At 38.0% G+C, this 19,194-nt stretch carries 17 protein-coding genes and 1 pseudogene; 2 read left to right on the top strand and 16 right to left on the bottom strand.

Annotation, left to right across the window (positions count from 1 at the left end; all coding sequences use genetic code 11):
• Positions 1–10: 10 nt before the first annotated feature.
• The 8 genes from ACZ9EE_RS21845 to ACZ9EE_RS21810 all read right to left on the bottom strand — a co-directional run bounded on the left by ACZ9EE_RS21845 (position 11) and on the right by ACZ9EE_RS21810 (position 8,216).
• Positions 11–913, bottom strand: coding sequence for a fumarylacetoacetate hydrolase family protein (locus ACZ9EE_RS21845; RefSeq protein ID WP_476030505.1), 903 nt, complete (start codon positions 911–913; stop codon positions 11–13).
• A 70-nt stretch (positions 914–983) separates the two neighbouring features.
• Positions 984–1,757, bottom strand: a complete 774-nt coding sequence (locus tag ACZ9EE_RS21840) for an IclR family transcriptional regulator (protein WP_476030504.1) — start codon at positions 1,755–1,757, stop codon at positions 984–986.
• Positions 1,758–2,006: 249 nt separating this feature from the next.
• Positions 2,007–3,518, bottom strand: a complete 1,512-nt coding sequence (locus ACZ9EE_RS21835) for a glycoside hydrolase family 43 protein (RefSeq protein ID WP_476030502.1) — start codon at positions 3,516–3,518, stop codon at positions 2,007–2,009.
• Between the two features lie 79 nt (positions 3,519–3,597).
• The gene (locus tag ACZ9EE_RS21830) at positions 3,598–3,912 is read right to left on the bottom strand and encodes a hypothetical protein (RefSeq protein ID WP_476030500.1); all 315 of its coding nucleotides are present in this window, start codon (positions 3,910–3,912) and stop codon (positions 3,598–3,600) included.
• 183 nt (positions 3,913–4,095) lie between these two features.
• Positions 4,096–4,536, bottom strand: a complete 441-nt coding sequence (locus ACZ9EE_RS21825) for an aldo/keto reductase (protein WP_476030498.1) — start codon at positions 4,534–4,536, stop codon at positions 4,096–4,098.
• The gene (locus ACZ9EE_RS21820; RefSeq protein WP_476030496.1) at positions 4,502–5,068 is read right to left on the bottom strand and encodes an aldo/keto reductase; all 567 of its coding nucleotides are present in this window, start codon (positions 5,066–5,068) and stop codon (positions 4,502–4,504) included. The genes ACZ9EE_RS21825 and ACZ9EE_RS21820 overlap by 35 nt, the downstream gene beginning before the upstream one ends.
• 172 nt (positions 5,069–5,240) lie before the next feature.
• Positions 5,241–6,749 carry an arabinosylfuranosidase ArfA gene (arfA, locus tag ACZ9EE_RS21815; protein WP_476030494.1) on the bottom strand — a complete coding sequence of 503 codons (1,509 nt, stop codon included), beginning with the start codon at positions 6,747–6,749 and terminating at the stop codon, positions 5,241–5,243.
• Positions 6,750–6,797: 48 nt separating this feature from the next.
• On the bottom strand, positions 6,798–8,216 hold the full coding sequence (locus tag ACZ9EE_RS21810) for a family 43 glycosylhydrolase (RefSeq protein ID WP_476030492.1): 1,419 nt from the start codon (positions 8,214–8,216) through the stop codon (positions 6,798–6,800).
• A gap of 167 nt (positions 8,217–8,383) precedes the next feature.
• Between ACZ9EE_RS21810 and ACZ9EE_RS21805 the strand changes: the two genes are divergently transcribed.
• Positions 8,384–9,214, top strand: coding sequence for an AraC family transcriptional regulator (locus tag ACZ9EE_RS21805; protein WP_476030490.1), 831 nt, complete (start codon positions 8,384–8,386; stop codon positions 9,212–9,214).
• A 217-nt stretch (positions 9,215–9,431) separates the two neighbouring features.
• Here ACZ9EE_RS21805 and ACZ9EE_RS21800 read toward each other — a convergent pair.
• The 6 genes and pseudogenes from ACZ9EE_RS21800 to ACZ9EE_RS21775 form a co-directional block, all read right to left on the bottom strand.
• Positions 9,432–9,541: pseudogene (locus tag ACZ9EE_RS21800) on the bottom strand (aldo/keto reductase); the annotation flags it as partial.
• A 1-nt stretch (position 9,542) separates the two neighbouring features.
• Entirely contained in the window at positions 9,543–9,866 is a 324-nt protein-coding gene (locus ACZ9EE_RS21795; protein WP_476030488.1) for a glycoside hydrolase N-terminal domain-containing protein, read from the bottom strand.
• A 493-nt stretch (positions 9,867–10,359) separates the two neighbouring features.
• Positions 10,360–11,841 carry a glycoside hydrolase family 5 protein gene (locus tag ACZ9EE_RS21790; protein WP_476030486.1) on the bottom strand — a complete coding sequence of 494 codons (1,482 nt, stop codon included), beginning with the start codon at positions 11,839–11,841 and terminating at the stop codon, positions 10,360–10,362.
• Positions 11,842–11,905: 64 nt separating this feature from the next.
• The gene (locus ACZ9EE_RS21785; RefSeq protein WP_476030484.1) at positions 11,906–13,288 is read right to left on the bottom strand and encodes a glycoside-pentoside-hexuronide (GPH):cation symporter; all 1,383 of its coding nucleotides are present in this window, start codon (positions 13,286–13,288) and stop codon (positions 11,906–11,908) included.
• Between the two features lie 190 nt (positions 13,289–13,478).
• Positions 13,479–14,513, bottom strand: coding sequence for a CdaR family transcriptional regulator (locus ACZ9EE_RS21780; RefSeq protein WP_476030482.1), 1,035 nt, complete (start codon positions 14,511–14,513; stop codon positions 13,479–13,481).
• 102 nt (positions 14,514–14,615) lie between these two features.
• Positions 14,616–15,758: a glycerate kinase family protein gene (locus ACZ9EE_RS21775; RefSeq protein ID WP_476030480.1), complete on the bottom strand. Its 1,143-nt coding sequence runs from the start codon at positions 15,756–15,758 to the stop codon at positions 14,616–14,618.
• A gap of 353 nt (positions 15,759–16,111) precedes the next feature.
• On the opposite strand from ACZ9EE_RS21775, the gene ACZ9EE_RS21770 reads away from it, so the two are divergent.
• On the top strand, positions 16,112–17,098 hold the full coding sequence (locus ACZ9EE_RS21770; protein WP_476030478.1) for a glycoside hydrolase family 43 protein: 987 nt from the start codon (positions 16,112–16,114) through the stop codon (positions 17,096–17,098).
• Positions 17,099–17,234: 136 nt separating this feature from the next.
• Here ACZ9EE_RS21770 and ACZ9EE_RS21765 read toward each other — a convergent pair whose 3' ends face one another.
• On the bottom strand, positions 17,235–18,125 hold the full coding sequence (locus ACZ9EE_RS21765; protein WP_476030476.1) for a phytanoyl-CoA dioxygenase family protein: 891 nt from the start codon (positions 18,123–18,125) through the stop codon (positions 17,235–17,237).
• 238 nt (positions 18,126–18,363) lie between these two features.
• On the bottom strand, positions 18,364–19,077 hold the full coding sequence (locus tag ACZ9EE_RS21760) for an SDR family oxidoreductase (RefSeq protein WP_476030474.1): 714 nt from the start codon (positions 19,075–19,077) through the stop codon (positions 18,364–18,366).
• Positions 19,078–19,194 lie beyond the last annotated feature (117 nt).

Genomic DNA, 19,194 nt, shown 5'->3' with positions numbered 1-19,194 from the left:
ATCTTTTCAACTAAATTGTTTCAACTATTTTTACTGCTTGTTCTTTTACTGGATTAACCAATGTACCTATCCCCGGAATTTCTATTTCAATAAGATCACCGTCTTGTAATGTATAACTTTCTGGGGGAACAATGCTTGTTCCCGTTAAAAGGACAGTCCCATTAAACACGATATTGTCTTTTATTAGATAGGAGCATAATTCTTCATATGTTCTTCGCAAATCACGCGTATGGGCCGTTTCTTCAAATACTTTTTCCTGATTTCGATAGATTCGACAGGTAATCTGGAAGCTATAAAAATCTTCAACTGTTTCTGCTAAACGAATAGCAGGACCAATCGAGCACGAATTTTTCCATATCTTAGCTTGAGGTAAGTAGAGTGGATTTTCACCTTCAATATCCCGGCAGCTTAAATCATTTCCAATTGTGAACCCAAAAATCTGCCCATTCTCATCCAAGACAAGAGCTAGTTCCGGTTCGGGAACCTGCCAGTTTGAATCCGTTCTTAAACAGAGGGAATCGCCTGTTCCTCTTGTTCTATCTTTAGTAGATTTAAAGAAAATTTCCGGTCTTTTTGCCTCATAAACTTTATCATAGATGGTTGGCTCGGTATGTTTTCCACCGGTAGCTTCATAGTTTCGTTCTTCCCTGCTTCTAAGATAAGTGACCCCAGCAGCCCAAACCTCTTGTGCTTCAATTGGTACGAGTAATTTAAGCTGTTCTATCTCTTCCTTCTTAGGCAAAGTATCTTGGATAGCTTGCTGAATGATTTCAACCATCGATGCTTTTCTTTGTTGTGCTTCCTGCCTTAGTTCAAGGATGTTTTCAAATGGCAATTCGTAAAGTAAGTTCTCGTCCGTAATAGCAGCTAATCTCGTTAACCCGTTTTCTTCCAAGAATCGTATAATACGCATACAATCACCTCTAATTAGTTTTACATTATAAAACTCAGTTCTATAATGTTTTCATATGAAAACCCCATTATTAATAATAAGGAGTTCTTGACACATAACCCATTTTTTGAGATATTTCTTCGCCAGTTTCAAGCATCAATGGTATAATTCGTTCCATTTCCTCATCATTTAACCGAGGAGTAGGCATCGAAACACTAAAAGCAGCTATAGCATTGCCTGTATGGTTACGAATTGGGAATGCGAGACAGCAAATACCAGGCTCATTCTCTTCGCGGTCCATAGCAAATCCATTTATTTTTATTTCAGCCAATTCATTTAAAAAATCAGTTTTATTTGTAATCGTTCTAGGTGTCCTTTGATCAAATACATAGCCATCCATCATTTTATCAATCTCTTCTTGGGAACTTAAAGCGACAAGAAGCTTTCCTACTGCACTGGTATGTATCGGCACCCTCCTTCCAATCCGCGAATATAAAACATTGGCTGAAGTTCCCTCAACTTTATCTATATATAGACCTTCTTTTCCCTCTAAAATGACAAGGTGAAGGGTGTGACCGGTTTTTTTCGATAAATTAAGTAAGTATTTTTTGGCGATGTTCCGAACATCTAAGTTGGTTATGACAAAATTACCTCTTTCAAGTAACTTCATGCCCAGCTTGTATTTTCCACTCTCTCCATCCTGATCAATATAACCGTTCTTTTTAAGCGTTTTCAATAATGAATGAACAGTACTTTTATTTAGGTTCATACGCTCACTGATTTCGGTTATTTTTAATTCCGTTGCATGTTCATCAAATAAATCTAAAATCGTCAGTGCTCTTTCAACTGCTTGAATTATTGGCATTAAAAATCAATCCTTTTTTGTTGGGTTTCTAGACGTAGATTACCACATTTCAAGCTTTGAATCTCTTTAATCATATCCTATTGATATAAAAGAACATTTGTTTTACATTATAAAACCGTGTTTTATAATATGGTTTTAATCTAGTTAAAATATTACTCTAATCATAAAAATGAGTCAATATGATTTTTTATAAAATTCCGAATTATTAGGATTACCACTATTTTACTACACTAGATCCTAACGTGGAGTTCAACGGCCTCTTTGATAATGGAAATATGCAATATCTACATATCCGCCAATTTGCGCAGCAGCATAATTAAATATACCAATCCGGTAACCCATGAAATGATCTAATGTATACTTCATGTTTAATGGGCGTCCAATTTTACTCCAGGTTTCCCCGTCTTCAGAATAGAAAAATTCCGCTAAATCAATACTATCCTCAAAATTAAACTCAATTTTTAAATAAATCTCATTTCCTAAAAATAGGATCTTTTCAACTACTTCTTCATTGCCATCACCACGATTTACACACATTGAGATGTATTTAACTCCGTCCACTTCTACCTTAATCCCCACAGTCCCAAAGCTATTCTGGAGAGCGACCAATCCTGCGTAGTCACCAGGCTTCATATTTGAAATATCCATCATCGTGATTCCTGTACAGTCGGATCCTTCCGTTCTTTGTGTCAATGTATTACGTGCATACAAAATGCTGTTAGTTAAATGGCCCGTTTCCAAACGCAGATAGCCTGGCCTTTTTGTGAATGACCATAGACCATTATCCGGATTATGATTCCACTGCCAATTCAAAGCCAATTTATTTTCTGTATAGTCAAACTCATCGCTGATCACCAACGGCTTTTTGGAAGAAGCCGGTAAGTTTATTTCCAATTCTTTTGGTGTCTTACCGTCAATCCCCACCATGGGCCACCCTGCCTTCCAAGTGACAGGCAGTATATAAGGGATTCTGCCAACAGCATCATGATCTTGAAACAACATGGCATACCACTCATCTTCCGGAGTATCAAAAATAGCTCCTTGTGCAATTCCATGATTATAGTAATCCATGTCATCATCAAAAATCACTTTACGCTCATACTTACCCAAAAGCTGGCTTGCTCGGTAACATATTTGCCTTCTGCGCTTGTATCCTACTTTTGGCCATTCGATAAATAATAAATAATATTCCCCGTCTATCTTATAAGCGTGACATCCTTCACATCGCAAACCAATATCTTCTTGATCGGTTACCAACAATAATTGGTTGATGCCCCCCGGTTTTATTGCTGTTGCATCTTCTGTCAATTCTATGATGTGAATGTCACCATTGCCATAAATCACAAACACCCTTTTTTCATCAAAAAGCAATGCCGGATCGTGATATACTCCTTCAAAAGTTGAACGTGCCCATTGTCCATTTTCTATTTCCTTTGTTTGATAGATATAAAACCGGTTCATATCGTTACTTGAAAAAGAAACATAAAAAGTTCCATTATGGTAACGCAAACTTGCAGCCCACGAACCTTTCCCGTAAATTCCTTTTCCATCCTTCAAATTATGAGCATCGTTGTCTTCCAAAATATCAAATACATATCCGATAATCTCCCAATCTACTAAATTCTTTGACTTCATAATTGGGCATCCCGGCATAGTATGCATGCTCGTACTTATCATATAATAAACTGACCCGACTCTTATTACATCAGGATCCGGGACATCTGCCCATATAATGGGATTAGTTAAATTAGTTTTACTCATATAATTCTATAATCCTTCCATTGTATATCTACTTCTAGCCGCCTTGGTAATTTTGCTTTTTCTATCTTATAGTTACCACTTAATTTTCCTGTTGAGTTGATTCCTTTTGGGGGAAAAGTTGACGAACTCGTTCAGCTTGATGTGATAATTCAAGTCTTTCCGATAACTGTACCGAGATATTTTTATATGTAATATTCTTACGGTTTCTTTTGTGAACTACATTAGACACAGAACAATCGTAAATTTCGGAAATCATTCGATCCGACCACCCTTGAATCCAGAACAGTTCCATGAGCTGCTTATGGGAAATCTTACGGAAATCGAATACTTCACCTTCTTGTTTTCGCTTTTTCAATTCGTCATAAAACCATAAAGACATCATGATTATCACCATTTTTATATAGAGAATGTAATTAAATTTCACTCTTACCCAGAACCCAATTTAGAAAGGGCTTTCATATGATTTGTAAAAAATTCCCTGCCTGTCATTTTTACAGGCAGGAATCAATTTATATTCCGTTGTAAATGGAGTGTAAATTTTTTTGTTAGTAAAGATCCTTTAAACCGTTAACAATGATTATGCCTGATAAAAATTCCGAATCCACCTATGAGCTTTCAGCTTCTTAGCCGAATCTTGAGAAAGCCCTTTTCCGTCCCCAACCTTACAGTTTCTTTCGACATTTTTGATGGTACGCATCCCAGGTATAACGGTTGAAACTGCAGGGTGGCTTAAAACATACCTTAATGAAGTTTCTGCCATATCCTCGATAGAAATGTTAAGATCTGTTACGATTTCATTTACCCGGTTGTAAACTTCACGTTTCCTTTCATCCTTAAAATAATGATTTCTGAAATCCCCCTCGTCAAATCGACTTTCCGGGGTGATTCTGCCGGTAAGTCCACCTTCATCCAGAGGTACACGAGCAATCACACCGACATTATGTTTTTCACAAGCATGGAAAAGCTTATCTTCCGGACTTTGTTCAAAAAATGTTGTAGATAACTTGAACTGTATCAACCAGGCCCGTCTCAATCAGCTTGATAGCATTTTCCGGCTGATGATCATTAATGGAAACACCAAAATATTTAATTTTCCCCTGCTTTTTCAGCTTTTCAATTGCTTCAAGCCATTCCCCCTGATTTACCCATTCGTCAGACCATACGTGAAACTGTTGGACATCGATCGTATCGACACCAAGATTGCGCAAGCTCTCTTCCGTGCAGGAAATAATATGATCTGCCGGGAAAGCTTCTTCTGCTGAGATACCTGCCGGAGCAGGCCATTTTAAATTTTTCGGAGGAATCTTGGTGGATACATAGATCGATTCCGGACGTTCTCTCAATACTTGTCCAACCAAGCGCTCACTATGTCCGTTTCCATACCCTAAGGCCGTATCAATAAAATTCAGGCCGAGATCAATTGCTTTGTTTAGTGCTTTTATGGATTCTTCATCGTTTGCTCCCTGCCATCCGGTATTCCCTATTCCCCAGGCACCATATCCAATCTCGGAAACTTTTAAACCTGTTTTTCCAAGTAATCTGTAATTCATTTGTATTCCTCCAGTTTTTGTACCAGTTATATTTACTCTTCATATCTTCATTTCCGATGAGCTATAACGAGAAAGTTAGTTTAAAAGAAGCTTAGCCTTTTCGATACTGCAGTTTGGGCTATGAGCGATAGCATAACCCCTTAATTAAGAGATATGGAAATTGATGTAAAAACTATTTACGTTTTGCTAACCTGATTACATTCCAGGATAATTTCGGTAATAAAGTTGATATCAAACCATTTTCAATTGCGGCATTGCCGTTTGAATGGGGAGCTACCGGTGTGCCTTTAGCTGAATTGGTTTGTTTTAAGTCATCGTTTTCTAGCACGATATGCTCCACAACCTCATATCCATCAAAATTACGAATATCGCATTCTAATTCCAAGCCTTCCGTTAAATGGCGGTTGACTGCAAAAATCGTTAACTGTTCATTTTCTTCATTATATACAGCAGTTGATTCTAAATAAGGTACATCGGTAAAATCTTTGCTATCGTATTTTGGACTTGAAATAATCGGATTCAGGGAAACGCCGCGTCCAAATACCGATGCGTGCATATATGGATAGAAAATTGTCTGCTTCCAAGCTGGACCATTTTCCTCTGTCATAATAGGTGCAATCACATTTATCAATTGAGCAAGACAAGCAATTTTTATGCGGTCAGCATGCTTTAATAACGTGATCAGCATACATCCAACCAATAGGGCATCCTCAAAATTATAATGATCTTCCAATTGCGGAGGTGCAATGCTCCAAGGTTCAATTTTCTTATCCGCATCATTACTGTGGTACCAAACATTCCATTCATCAAAAGAAAGATTGATATTCTTCTTTCCTCGTTTTTTCGCTTTAATGTAGTCAGCTATGGATATGACTGAACGGATAAAGTCATCCATTTCGAGAGTCATAGCCAAATAGTTGGAGATGTCATTATCACGATTGCCGTAATATTGATGCAGCGAAATAAATTCAACATGATCATAGGTATGATCCAAAACAGTTGCTTCCCAATCTGCGAAAGTTGGCATGCCTCTGCCAGAGCTCCCGCAGGCAACAAGTTCAATGGTTGGGTCAACCCACTTCATGACCTTGGCTGCTTCCAAAGCAATTCTCCCATATTCTTCAGCGGTTTTAGAACCGATCTGCCAAGGACCATCCATTTCATTTCCCAAGCACCATGTTTTAATTTTATGCGGCTCTTTAAACCCGTGGGAAATCCGTAAGTCACTATAATAAGAACCACCCGGGTGGTTGCAATATTCTACAAGGTTTCTTGCAGCATCAATCCCGCGTGTTCCTAAGTTAACGGCCATATTCACTTCCGCATTTACCATCTTTGCCCATTTCATTAACTCATTTGTACCAATTTCATTTGTTTCAGTAGTGCGCCACGCTAAATCAAGCCTGCGTGGGCGATTTTCAACAGGTCCTACACCATCCTCCCAGTTGTAACCAGAAACAAAGTTTCCACCCGGATAACGAACGATAGGGACTTGGAGCTCTTTTACCATTTCCAACACATCTTGACGAAAACCATTTTCATCTGCCTGCGGATGACCAGGCTGATAAATCCCGCCATAGACTGCACGTCCCAGATGTTCGATAAAAGAACCAAAGATACGATTATCAATCTCAGAAACTTTAAATTCCTTTTCAAGAATCATTTTTGCCTTTTGTGCCATATTTTCCACCCTCTCATTAGTAAGTCAATTAGTTGCTCATAAGTATATTTATTCCAAAGTAAAAGAAGCGAGACTTGCGTTACCGAACCCCTTATAAGTAAAATACAACGCCTGTATGCCGTCCGGTATGGTAATATCAGCGGAATATTCTGTCCATATGTTCGTAAACCCAACTGGTATTTCTCCAAGGGCCGGCCCGTTCCATGATGTTTTGACTTCAAAAGTCCCTTGGGCATACCCACGCACCTTGATTTTGACTTTTTGAATACCGTCGCATTGGAAATATTTAAAACCGGCTGTAGCAGAGTCCCTCATATTAGCGATGTATCCGAATTCTTCATCCCCATCTTTTCCATCCTGTGTAATCTTAGGAAATCTTCCGTCCATCCATGCCCCGAGAGAACCCGAATACAATTCCTCATCCTTGCAGAATAGATTACATGACACATAGGCTGGATATTCTCCGCGTCCCTCTAGTGGTCCCCCATTAGGCCCGCAGGATGTCATCTCTACTTGGGGTATGGAGCCATCCCTTCTAAGTTCAATCGGTTCAATACAACCCTGTCGGCTATATACTGTTCCGTTGGTATGCCTGTGATAAAAGATATACCATTTCCCATTAATTTCAACAATGCTGCCGTGGTTATTGTGACCATAATACATAGGTTTGTCCGCTGGTTTGTAAGTATCGATATGAAGATCGGCATTGCTTACGATGACTCCCTGGTAGACAAAGCCTTCTGTTGGATGTTTGCTAGTAGCATAGCAAAGCTCGTGCATGACAATAGAGGAGTAAATAAAATAATAAGTATCCCCTTTTTTCCTCATGGACGGTGCTTCAAAAAACTCATGTCCTTCATACCCACTGCCTTTGCTGTAGGGCTCACTTGGTGCAATAAAAGCAGGGTCTTCCATAATGGTAAGCATATCCGGACCAATTACCGTCGCCATTGCACCTTTTCTTGATTTGTCACCTGCTGGACAAAAACCAGTGTACAAATAGGTTTTGCCGCCTTCGGTCAACACCCCTGGATCGAATTGAGGCTGGTCGCCCTCTTTTTCCCCCAAGCGTGTTCCATCTGGATAATGGACATAACCGTAAAATTCGTAATGGCCTGCCGGCAAATCACAGACCGCTACCGACACAACTGAGACTTTGTCAAGCACATAATAGAGATAATACCGACCATCTGGACCTACTGTGACGTCCGGTGCATAAAGACACATTCTGCCATCAGGATTGAGTGGATCATCTGTTTTTTTGTAAATGACGCCTTCGTACCGCCAATCACTTAAGTTGTCCACTGGTGCCGACCAGCACACATAATCATTTACGCAAAAGGCATGACCGTTAAACCTATCATGCGAGCCATAAACATACACTCTTTCGTTAAAAACATATGGTTCTCCATCAGGAATATACTCCCATGATGGAAGGTACGGATTTAATCCTTGCTTCACCGTCACTTCACTCCTTATATCTTAATAATGGGTGCTTAAACCACATAAAATGCACTAATTTACTTCTCAAGAGTATATAAGTTATTGAAATTTTCACACAATAAAATATAATTGATATATTCTAAGATTGATAAACTGTCATTATATGGGGACACTGAGGAGTTATTGTCCCTATGTTTATTAAGCAACATGGAGATTGGAGAATAATTATGACAAATATTTACTATGTAGAAACTGATGCTACTCACAATGGTAGTTTTGCTTTTGATATTCCTAATGGTCATGAGTGCTGGCTTCTTGTCATAACAAAAACTCCAGCTTTTTTCTGGGTAAATGGTGAAATCAAGGAATACCCGGCGCACAGTGCCATATTATTTCAACCGAATCAGAAAATATACTATCGGGCTTGTGCAGAAACATACATAAATAACTGGCTGCGTTTTGAGTCTAATGAACCTTATGTTACCGAAACAATGCTTCCACGTGGTATACCTTTTTCATTGGAAGATCCGGACTATTGCCACAAGCTATTTCAGTTGCTTGTCACCGAGCACTCTTTTAATAAAGATTTTAAAGAATCATCAATTGATTATTTGTTAAGAATTCTGTTTAATAAACTTTTGGAATCTTACTTCCAAACTGAGATTTCTCCGCAATATTATAACCTTATAAATCTTCGTACTGAAATATACACTAACCCTGGTGATAATTGGACAATTCCTAAAATGTCTGAATATGTCCACCTAAGCCCTGGCTATTTGCAGACACTCTATAAAAACACCTTTGGGATCTCCTGCATTGATGATGTCATCAGCAGTCGAATCCGGCTAGCCAAAGAATATCTGATGCATGGTTCCTATACAGTTGCTGAAGTAGCATTTCGCTGTGGATATAATAATGTAGAACATTTTTGCCGACAATTCAAACAAAAGACAGGATTGACTCCAGGCAGTTTTCGCAACAATACTACCAGTTCAAACAGTGAAAAGGAGTCAATCATTTGATGAAGTACAAGCGACAAAATCACCTGATTGATCCTAGTTTTACTTGGATCAATGTAACTAAAGTATATTACCAACTTATTATTAGAATAATAAAATATTTATCCCCTCCATGCATTGATATTTTCATATAAATATTTGATATATTCTAAGGTTTCAGATTCCATAGGATCATTTTTACTATAGATCTTAGTGAAGAGATAAATAAATTCTAACAAGTACTCTCTTCAATACTAGAAAGTATTCGCTTTTTTGAAAATCGAAAAGATTCTCACCGTAACGTCCTGCTTTTGTTGATAAAATGTAATTGTCCCTTGGGATTTCTTTCAGTTTAAACTCGAATTGGTTCACATACTAATGTATAAACACCATCTTGTACTGTATCAAATGGAATGATTCCTTCATTAATATCTGTACATTGAATAACCTTTCGTTTTCCGTTCAGAAGCAGTTCTCTCATCTTAGAAATACTACTAAGTGCATCTGGGTTGTTAAGGTCTCTTGGTCCGCCATACCATACAGATTCTTCGTTCAATTGTATCTGTTCCATACTTATTTTTCCATAAACCATTGCGCCAAGACGACCGTTACCGATTGGCAGTGCCTCATTCCATTCTTTTGCAGGTTGTTCAAACCATATAATGCTTTTGGACACTATAGATCCTCCTCTTACGAGTTCTGACTTGTATTGACTGTTGTAGTTTCTTTTTTGATCATACAAATAATTTAAATGGTCATAGTTAGTAAGATTCTAAGAAAAACAAAAATTTCAAATTGGACAAAATGTTAATTTGTAAGCCTTGGTTTTTCCATAAATTAGTAGAATATTTTGTCCATCCTGTGTAATTTTCGGTGAACATCCGTCCTCCTCTGTATTTTATAATTAATTTCAAAATAAAACGCTTTCATTCTAGTTAATTAGAATAATAAGATAGTTACACCATCCATGCATTGACATTTTCAGATATGTTATTGACTTATTCTAAGGTTCTGTTGCAAAAGGAAAAATTTATTTGCAATTTACCTCCAACCGGTCAATTTTTATCTATTCCGCTAGTTATGAAAACAAGCTTAAAGAGAAAGCTGATTTCAAAGGGTCTTTACGATCACCGTTTAAAATCAGCCTCTACCTAAGTATTTTTCAAAAATCAACCATTACCCAATTGAATTTTTTCGTTTGTATGTTTTTTTAATATATTTAGTAAGCCTTCGTTAATCTTACAGTTTTTAAAGGCAAATGACTGCATTACAATGTCAATTTCTTCTTCCGATAAATCTTTAAAAATTTTCGCATACTCTGGCTGGATTAGTGCCCCCGCATAAATGGTAAAAATGGCTTGTGATATGCTGGAAAGATTAAAGCTATGAGACATTTCCGGATTGACAACCTCTTCCAAATGGCTGGCTAACTCCTCAACTGATTCTCTTGCCTTAAAACCTGGAAGCCAAATCATCCAATCATCCGTATTTAATGCAAGTTTCATTTTTAAAATGGAAGAAACCTTCTGCATATACTCTGAATTCGGGTCAAGCGTCACTAACCCCATAACCCCAACATCTTTATACGTCCAAGTCGTCCAATGTGCGCCAAATTCTTCAAAGATACACAGTTGATCATCCATGGCACTTAAACGATCTGGAATCTCCTGTTCTGGTCCATTATATACGGAGCCAAATTCCCCCACCCAAAGAGGAACATCATATTTCTCTGCAAACTTAGTACCTTCATGGTTATAAAATACTTCCTCTTGGACAGATTTTTCCCAATACTTGCCACTCTCAACGCGGGCCGTTTTTGCATCGGCCACTCCCGGGTACTGTCCTGGACCAAATCCGGCTGCCGTATAATTATGACTGCTGTAGACCAAATTTTTAGCAAACGGAGCTTCTAAACCATCAAACAGTTTGGAATAGTTATCCCCTTCAAGGAAAATGATGTGGTCAGGATCGATATTTCGAATCGCTTCCACTACCCGTCTGTAGACCCGATTCATCCTTTCCCAATCCGGTTTATAATTGCCAAAGAATGTGTGTGGAAAATCGCCGTGCGGAGTATTCACACAAGGTTCATTCATGACGTTATACCCTGCAATTACAGCTCTCCCATTATAACGGCGAGCAAACTCTTCCCACAGAGCAATAAATCTGTCCTGATACGTTTTGTCATGCCAGAAAAAGCTATGTCGCACATCATTATCTGAATGCCAGTGGGTATTTTGGAACCCCTGCACGGCGTGAAGATCAAGAATCACGTAAAGCCCGTGCTTTTCACAGAGATCAATGATCTTATCCAAGCGGTTAAATCCCGATTCTTTGTAAGTAAAAGGTGCTTCATCATCCTCAAAATGACGATAATTTAAAGGAATGCGAATGGTAGTTGCTCCCCAGCTCTTAATAAACTCAATATCGTCTTCACCAAAGAAATAGTGCAGCAGCCGGTCGAATAAAAATTCTGCCTTTTCCTTTCCAATGACTTCGGAAACCGTGTGACGGAGGGCATGTTCCGTTCCTGTATAGCCATTAATAAAGTCCTCCATATTCATCCAGCCGCCAATACAAGTTCCTCGAAGTTGAATTGGATTTCCAGTTGAATCCGTAATTTTATTATTTCTTACCTGAAGCAATTCCATCTGTATTTCCTTCCTTTCAATGTTGAACTAGTGTCCAATTCTTTGTATTGTAAAAATAAATTATTTATCCTCTCGCCTTTAATTCAGCCAATACTCTTTTATGTTCTTTTTCATCCAAGTTGTAGAAGTATATGGCCACAAGCTCGATAATCACAAATACTGCCGGAATGGCGGTCATTGTAACCAAAATACCATTTAATGCGGTTGGTGTTTGGGCTTGATTGGCAACATAACCGAAGTTGGCTAAGATCAAACCTGGAATAATACCTCCAATGGCCATACCAAACTTAAAGAAGAATCCGACTAATGCATAAATGACACCGCTTGCACGTTTACCAGTCTTATATTCACCATAATCAATTGTTTCGGGAATTAATGCCCAAGTAAAGGCACCTGCCGTGATGGTACCTAATGCAGCAACTAAACGCCCTGCGAATACAAGCGGAACCATGGATGCAGGAATAACAAATAATGCGATTAAGCCGATTGCCTTCAAAGCTAAAGCTGTAAATAGTAACTTTTTCTTACCCATCCATTTATACATCATTGGCATTAATGGCATAAGGATCAGCGCAGGAAGCGTTCCCATTAATCCATACCACTTGACTAAATCCGGTCTTGCAACGTTATAAGTGACATAATAAATTCCAACAGAGTTGACGATTGAGTTTACACCGAAATTAAGAATAAAGAAAAAGCAAACGATGACTAGCGGACGATTGGCTTTTAATTGAAGAAAGATATCTTTAAAATTAACTTTTGCTTCTTTAGAGTGATTAATTTGTACTCGTTCTTTTGTATTCATGAAGCTGTAAATTAATAGAAGGGCGCCAAGAACCCCCATGATTGACATGGTAATTTGCCATCCAGTACTTGTTTTTCCAGTGGCATTTGTAAAGATTCCGGCTAAAAGCGGCACACCGAAAGAAACAATTAATCCTCCACTGTTAGAGAACAGCATTCTGACGGAGGTTAAGCTGACAACCTCTTTGTTATCTTGAGTTATCGCTGAAGTAAGAGCTGCATAAGGAATGTTAACTACTGAATAGGTGATCGATAACAGAATATAAGTAATATATGCATATACTAGTTTCATAGGATCAGAAAACGCAGGAGTGGTAAAACATAGAATCGCTACACCTGCAAACGGAAAGGCACCATATAAAAGGTATGGACGGAATCTACCATATTTCGTATTTGTTTTATCAACAAATGTTCCAATAAGTGGATCAGCTACTGCATCAATCATACGAACAATCAGAAACATAAACCCTGCGGCTGCGGCTGAAATTCCAAATACATCAGTATAGAAGAATAATAGATAACTACTTACTGTTTGATAAATGAAGTTACAAGCTAAATCCCCAGTGGCATATCCGATTTTTTCCTTCATTCTAATTTTTCTTGTTGGCAGTACTGTTATTTTTTCAGCAAGATTTGTACTCATTTCTAATCCTCCTTTTGTAATCAATCATCTATAGATAGCATGGAGCGTGAACCCAAACAATACCTTTGTTTGTCCTGCATACAAACAAAGTAATCATAAAGAAGCTTTCTTCTCCTCTCTCTCATCTTTGTGATAGATATATCGGCAGATATCCATTTAAATAACTAGAGTTACCCAACACTTCACTTTTTCACTTATACCAAATAATTGAACATATTAATTCAAATAATTCCAGTATCACTTTGGGATTCTTCCCTGTGAGATTACTTATTTTTTCTAATCTATAGTTTAATGTATTTCTGTGAATTTTCAGTTTTTTAGTTATTTGATTAATGTCACCATTTTCTTCCACATATATTTGCAATGTATGGAAAAGCTCCTGATTGTTTCCTAAACCTTCTAAAACCGATAAGACGGACCGATTATCATCCTTGTAATCGGAAGCGAGATCTATAAATAACCTTAAATGATGATAATAATAAACCTTTTCAGAGGGTTTTATTTTCACACCCACTGTCAATGCAGCAGCAGCCTGTTCCAGTGATATGGAGGCAAATTCCTCCTTTTCACCTATCGCTACTTTTTCTATTTCATTTCTGCCTAATAAATTAGTCATTACTTCCTCAAAGCTGCTAAATTCGGTGATAAATAAGACCATTCTGCTATTGTCCAAGGTTGAAAAATGTCTAAACTGATCAAAAAACGTCTTAATTTCTTTTGAATTAAAATTTCCTTTAATCAATAAGACTTGACTTTTCCTTGTAAGATCAATTCCATACATTTTTCCTTGTTGTATAAATCCATCATCGTAGCTTTTTTTTCGATGTGATAATTCATGATAAAATATCTCGCGCTTGATTCTGTCATTCTGTGCTTTCTTATTTATGGTTTCCTGTTCGATTAGAAGTTTTGCGGTTGCCCCAACAAGCTTACTAAAGGGTCGCACTTCATCAGGATGCCCTGTAATCCCAATTACCCCAATAATCTCACCGTTTATAACAATAGGTTCATTGACACCAGGCTTCATCCCATCGCCTTCGGTATAAATCTCATTGATGCTTTTTTGGACAATTACCTTTGATGCCCCCTTATGTAAAGATCCTATCCGTTTCTTATCTCCACTCCCAATAATAATCCCTTTTTCATCCATCAGATTAATATTGTAGGGGATGATTTTCATCATCTCTTTTGTGACCTTCTCAGCTATTGGCTTCGATAATTTCATTACATCACCTTTTCTAACCAGCCATTTACTATTAGTTTAATCCTGTTAAACTATTTAATAAATAGGTCAGAACTCATTTTATCGACTTAATTTTGCTCTCATTTACCTCACTAAATTCATCAGTTTTACAGCATTTTCAGAGGTTCTTTGAAGATTTTGCTGACCATTTGCCAATGCTTCTTCTAGTGAAGTAACACCTTGCATAATACTGAACATTGAATCAATCTTCTCATATAATGAATCAATACTTTCGCCAAGGCTTCCGGTGAATGCCACTACAGGCTTATTATACTTCTTAGCAACCAGAGCAACCCCATAAGGAGTTTTTCCAAATTTGGTTTGGAAATCAATACTGCCTTCACCAGTCCAGACCATATCCGCATCCTTGACTCTATCTTCTAGCGATGTATATTCAATCACAATATCAATGCCTTTTTTTAAGGTTCCATTTAAGAACACCATCAGTCCAGCACCTAATCCCCCTGCTGCTCCGGCGCCAGGTACGTCGACGATATCGATATTAAATTCTGCTTTAATTACATTTGCATAATTAATAAAGTTTTTATCTAATTGTTCAACTATTTCTGGTGTGGCACCCTTTTGTGGTCCAAACACAACGGATGCCCCGTGTTCTCCACAAAGTGGATTATTGACATCACAAGCTACCTCAACTGAAATATCTTTTATACGCGGATCAAAATTGCTAAGATCGATTCTTGCCAAGCGGCCTAACTCTCCTCCACCGAAACCCAACTCTTCTCCATATTCATCTAACAGTTTCCCGCCTAAAGCCTGTATTACTCCAGCTCCACCATCATTTGTAGCGCTTCCACCGATACCAATTAATAGTTTATTTATCCCCTGATCTAAACAGGCTTTTATTAATTGACCCGTACCATAAGTGGTGGTAACAAGCGGATTCCTATCCTCTTTTCGTACTAAATGAATTCCACTTGCACTAGCCATTTCAATGATACCAGTTTTACCATCTCCTAAAATCCCATAGGGGGCTTTCACTTCATTTCCAAGAGGACCTATAACCTTTACCGTATATATTTTACCGCCAGTAGCATCAACCAGAGATTGCATCGTGCCCTCTCCACCATCCGCCATTGGAACTTGAATACACGTAATCTGATTATTTACTTTTTTAATTCCTCTTTCCATTGCCTCGCATGCTTCTTTTGCTGTCATACTTTCTTTAAATGAATCTGGAGCTAATACGATGACAAAGTCTTTGTCCAAGTTTCCTCCCCCCTTTCCTATCTATAAAAAACATCCATGTCGGGTGCAATATTTTTGCTAATGCATGACCTGATATCGATTAGCAAAACCATAAGCACTTTATGTGAAGCGTTTTCTTAAAAGTATATTAATCTATCGACTGTCATTTTGGTATAGTCGATGCAACAAATATATTTGTGCATTTGCACAAATACGTTTCAAGAATGGAAACAAACTTATATCCTTTCCAATCTTTACTGAGACATTTATTTCTAATATACATACAAAAAAGTTAGTTGTCCGGATATACAAAGTACCATCCTTTTAGATATAATAGATTTGTTGAATAAATAAACCAGTAATGGAGAGATATTATGGTAAAAAACTCAAAACCTAATGAACCTTTAGTTACTCACATTTTTACAGCAGATCCTTCTGCACATTTCTTTGAAGGAAAGCTTTATATTTATCCTTCTCATGACCTTGATCATGATAGACCTTCAAATGATAATGGCGACCAGTATGCGATGGAAGATTACCATGTTTTATCCATGGATGATGTAAACGCACCATGTGTAGACCACGGAGAAGCGCTTCACTTAAGAGATATTCCTTGGGCAAGTAAACAGCTTTGGGCACCCGACACTGCTTACAAGAATAACACCTATTATTTATTTTTCCCAGCAAGAGATAAAGATGGTATTTTCAGAATTGGCGTCGCAACAAGCTCAAATCCAGCAGGACCTTTTACACCAGAAGAAAATTACATTCCAGGCAGCTTCAGCATAGACCCTGCTGTTCTAGTGGATACAGATGACAAAGCCTATGTTTATTTTGGCGGTCTTTGGGGTGGACAGCTAGAAAAATGGCAAACTGGATCATTTAAACCTGATGCGGAAGGCCCAGCTCCCACAGAACCTGCACTAGGTCCAAGAGTAGCTGAATTAAGCAACGATATGCTTACTTTTAAAAACGAACCGCAGGAAATTTCAATTGTTGATGAAAATGGGAATCCAATTTTGGCAAGTGACGAAGATCGAAGATATTTTGAAGGACCATGGGTTCATAAATATAAGGGGCTTTACTATCTATCCTATTCCACGGGTACAACTCATAAAATTGTTTATGCTGTAAGTGAAAATCCACAGGGTCCATTCGTGTTCAAAGGCACAATTCTTACCCCTGTTATTGGCTGGACAACCCATCATTCGATTGTTCAGTTTAAAGAAAAGTGGTATTTGTTCTATCACGATTGTTCGTTATCAGATGGAGTGAACCATAAACGCTCTGTAAAATATACTGAACTAAAATATAATGAGGATGGAACAATTCAAACAATTGATCCCTATGGAGATAAATAAATAAGTTGACAGCTGGCTCACATTAATTGAGCCAGCTTTTTCTATTACTTAGTATAATAGAGTAAAAGACTTCAAATACAGAAAAATAGCCCGATTAATTGGATAGGATACCACATAATCGGGCTTTTTACTGATTTTACAAGGCCTTCCGAATACTAAATTCTAGAGGGGAATAATCTGCCTCATTTATTCTTCTTAAGTTTAATCTCTCCCCTAACGGAGTTGTCCGATTGCACATAAAACGTGGAATTCCTGAATGATTTTGAGAAGAGGCATGGTAGAGAAAAGGATGACAAAGGTAGACATCACCCGCTTCTGCAGTCGTTTCCACTACTCTAAGGTTTGCCCCATCAGCCTTAACGGTTTGATTCATAAAGTAATCAATTCGGTTCGTATCCTGACTTGCAGAAGAGTTTGTCCCTTCTAGACCTGTAAGCATGCCAAACCATTGATGAGCTTTGTTCACATCTTGGATTCCATCCTCGAGAATAACACCATTTTGCTGCTCAGCCAAGTATCGGGCGATCACTTTATGTGAGCCCTCTGCCACTAATGTCCCGCCACCCCGGGGGCCAATATCCGAGAAAACACATAAACAAAGCAGACCTTGATCAGGGCTATCAACGTGATGTTTAAAATGGATCCCATCCCAATGCCATCCATTAGTTGGAACATCCCATTCCTGATGGGAACCTTCCGAAAAATTAACTGGCCACCATCCCCAGCGATTTGGTACGCCACGGCCGACCCAGCGACCTGTTCCTACTAAATCCTCTATGGCATCGGAGAGTCTTTCACTATCACACGTACGGAAATCCTCCGTATCGTAATTTTCATTCAATCGGAGCATGGGCTCAGACCAGGTTGTCCGATCCAATCTTTCAACCCCTCTTTTTTCCAGCTGTTCCCACAGGTAATCCTGTGCCTTTAATGCGGCCTTTCGCTCAAAAGCTTGAGGGACTTTAACCCATCCTAATTCAATGAATTGTTCAATATCATTTTGAGATAAAACATTCCCTTTAAACATCCCAGCATCTCCTTTAATAAGAAATTAGTTGACTAAATTACTAGATATGTTTATGTAACCGTTACCATTTCATCACATAATCTAATTATAGTCATGTTTAAGTTTTTGTCTATATTTTTTGACTATTTAGAAATATCAAAAACCGATAGCGAAAACAGCAGGTTTGGTAGTAAAATAACTTGCTGTATGACAACACATCTCCTAGTAACGCGACTATTTTTACCATCCTGCTTCCTTCTTACCAGTTCATTTGATTCCCTTGATAATCAATGAACATATGTTCCTCAATGGATGGTGACTTTAATATTTGGTTTATAATTCCCGTTGCAGATTCGCTGGCATCAATCGTTGCATCCGGATTGAATTCACCAAAAATATACGACCTGACATAACCCGGATGGAATGCTATAACTTTGATCCCGAACTCTTTTAAATGATTTTGTAAGATCGTTAATTGCATGTTTAAAGCCGTCTTTGACATACAATAGCCATACTCCTTCTTTCTCCAAGAATCAGCTAAACTTGCCGCTTCTGATGAGATATTGGCAAGAATTTTGCTATTTCCTTTTATTAGCAATGGAACAACAGACTTGGAGACACGCAATGGTCCAAATGTATTGGTATCAATCAGTTTCATCATATCTTCGTAATAAAACTCTCCAAATATATCCTCAGACCGATCTTTGAGAATCCCTGCGTTATTAATCAGAATATCTAAATGTCCAGCCTGTTCTTTTATGTAATCAGCAGCAGCATCGACTGATTTTTGATTGGTAACATCTAATGAAAGAATGTCTAAATCCTCACCATACTCCTTTTTTAATTCATCAAGCTCCGGCCAAGCAGACATAAATCTTCCGGCAAAAACTTTAAAATTGGATTCAAGGAAAACCTTTGTCAAAGCAAGCCCCAGCCCTCTGTCTGCGCCTGTTATATAGACGGTCTTTTTCATTCGTATCAATACCTCCTGATTTTTGGAATAATTAATGATTCTTTAAATTAAATCTTCATTCGAACTATACATACTTCTTTTCCAATAAAAATTTTGTTTATTACGAGTTGTTAGAAA

It is taken from the genome of Bacillus sp. URHA0034, assembly GCF_056280405.1.
The sequence above is the reverse complement of the archived record's forward strand: the minus strand, read 5'-3'. Positions and strand labels throughout refer to the sequence as shown.

Coding starts and splice junctions, on each gene's coding strand:
- ACZ9EE_RS21760 (WP_476030474.1), bottom strand. CDS start 19,077: ATGAAAAAGACCGTCTATATAACAGGCGCAGACAGAGGGCTGGGGCTT.
- ACZ9EE_RS21780 (WP_476030482.1), bottom strand. CDS start 14,513: ATGAAATTATCGAAGCCAATAGCTGAGAAGGTCACAAAAGAGATGATG.
- ACZ9EE_RS21805 (WP_476030490.1), top strand. CDS start 8,384: ATGTTTATTAAGCAACATGGAGATTGGAGAATAATTATGACAAATATT.
- ACZ9EE_RS21835 (WP_476030502.1), bottom strand. CDS start 3,518: ATGAGTAAAACTAATTTAACTAATCCCATTATATGGGCAGATGTCCCG.
- ACZ9EE_RS21785 (WP_476030484.1), bottom strand. CDS start 13,288: ATGAGTACAAATCTTGCTGAAAAAATAACAGTACTGCCAACAAGAAAA.
- ACZ9EE_RS21830 (WP_476030500.1), bottom strand. CDS start 3,912: ATGGTGATAATCATGATGTCTTTATGGTTTTATGACGAATTGAAAAAG.
- ACZ9EE_RS21770 (WP_476030478.1), top strand. CDS start 16,112: ATGGTAAAAAACTCAAAACCTAATGAACCTTTAGTTACTCACATTTTT.
- ACZ9EE_RS21790 (WP_476030486.1), bottom strand. CDS start 11,841: ATGGAATTGCTTCAGGTAAGAAATAATAAAATTACGGATTCAACTGGA.
- arfA (WP_476030494.1), bottom strand. CDS start 6,749: ATGGCACAAAAGGCAAAAATGATTCTTGAAAAGGAATTTAAAGTTTCT.
- ACZ9EE_RS21765 (WP_476030476.1), bottom strand. CDS start 18,125: ATGTTTAAAGGGAATGTTTTATCTCAAAATGATATTGAACAATTCATT.
- ACZ9EE_RS21840 (WP_476030504.1), bottom strand. CDS start 1,757: ATGCCAATAATTCAAGCAGTTGAAAGAGCACTGACGATTTTAGATTTA.
- ACZ9EE_RS21820 (WP_476030496.1), bottom strand. CDS start 5,068: ATGAATTACAGATTACTTGGAAAAACAGGTTTAAAAGTTTCCGAGATT.
- ACZ9EE_RS21845 (WP_476030505.1), bottom strand. CDS start 913: ATGCGTATTATACGATTCTTGGAAGAAAACGGGTTAACGAGATTAGCT.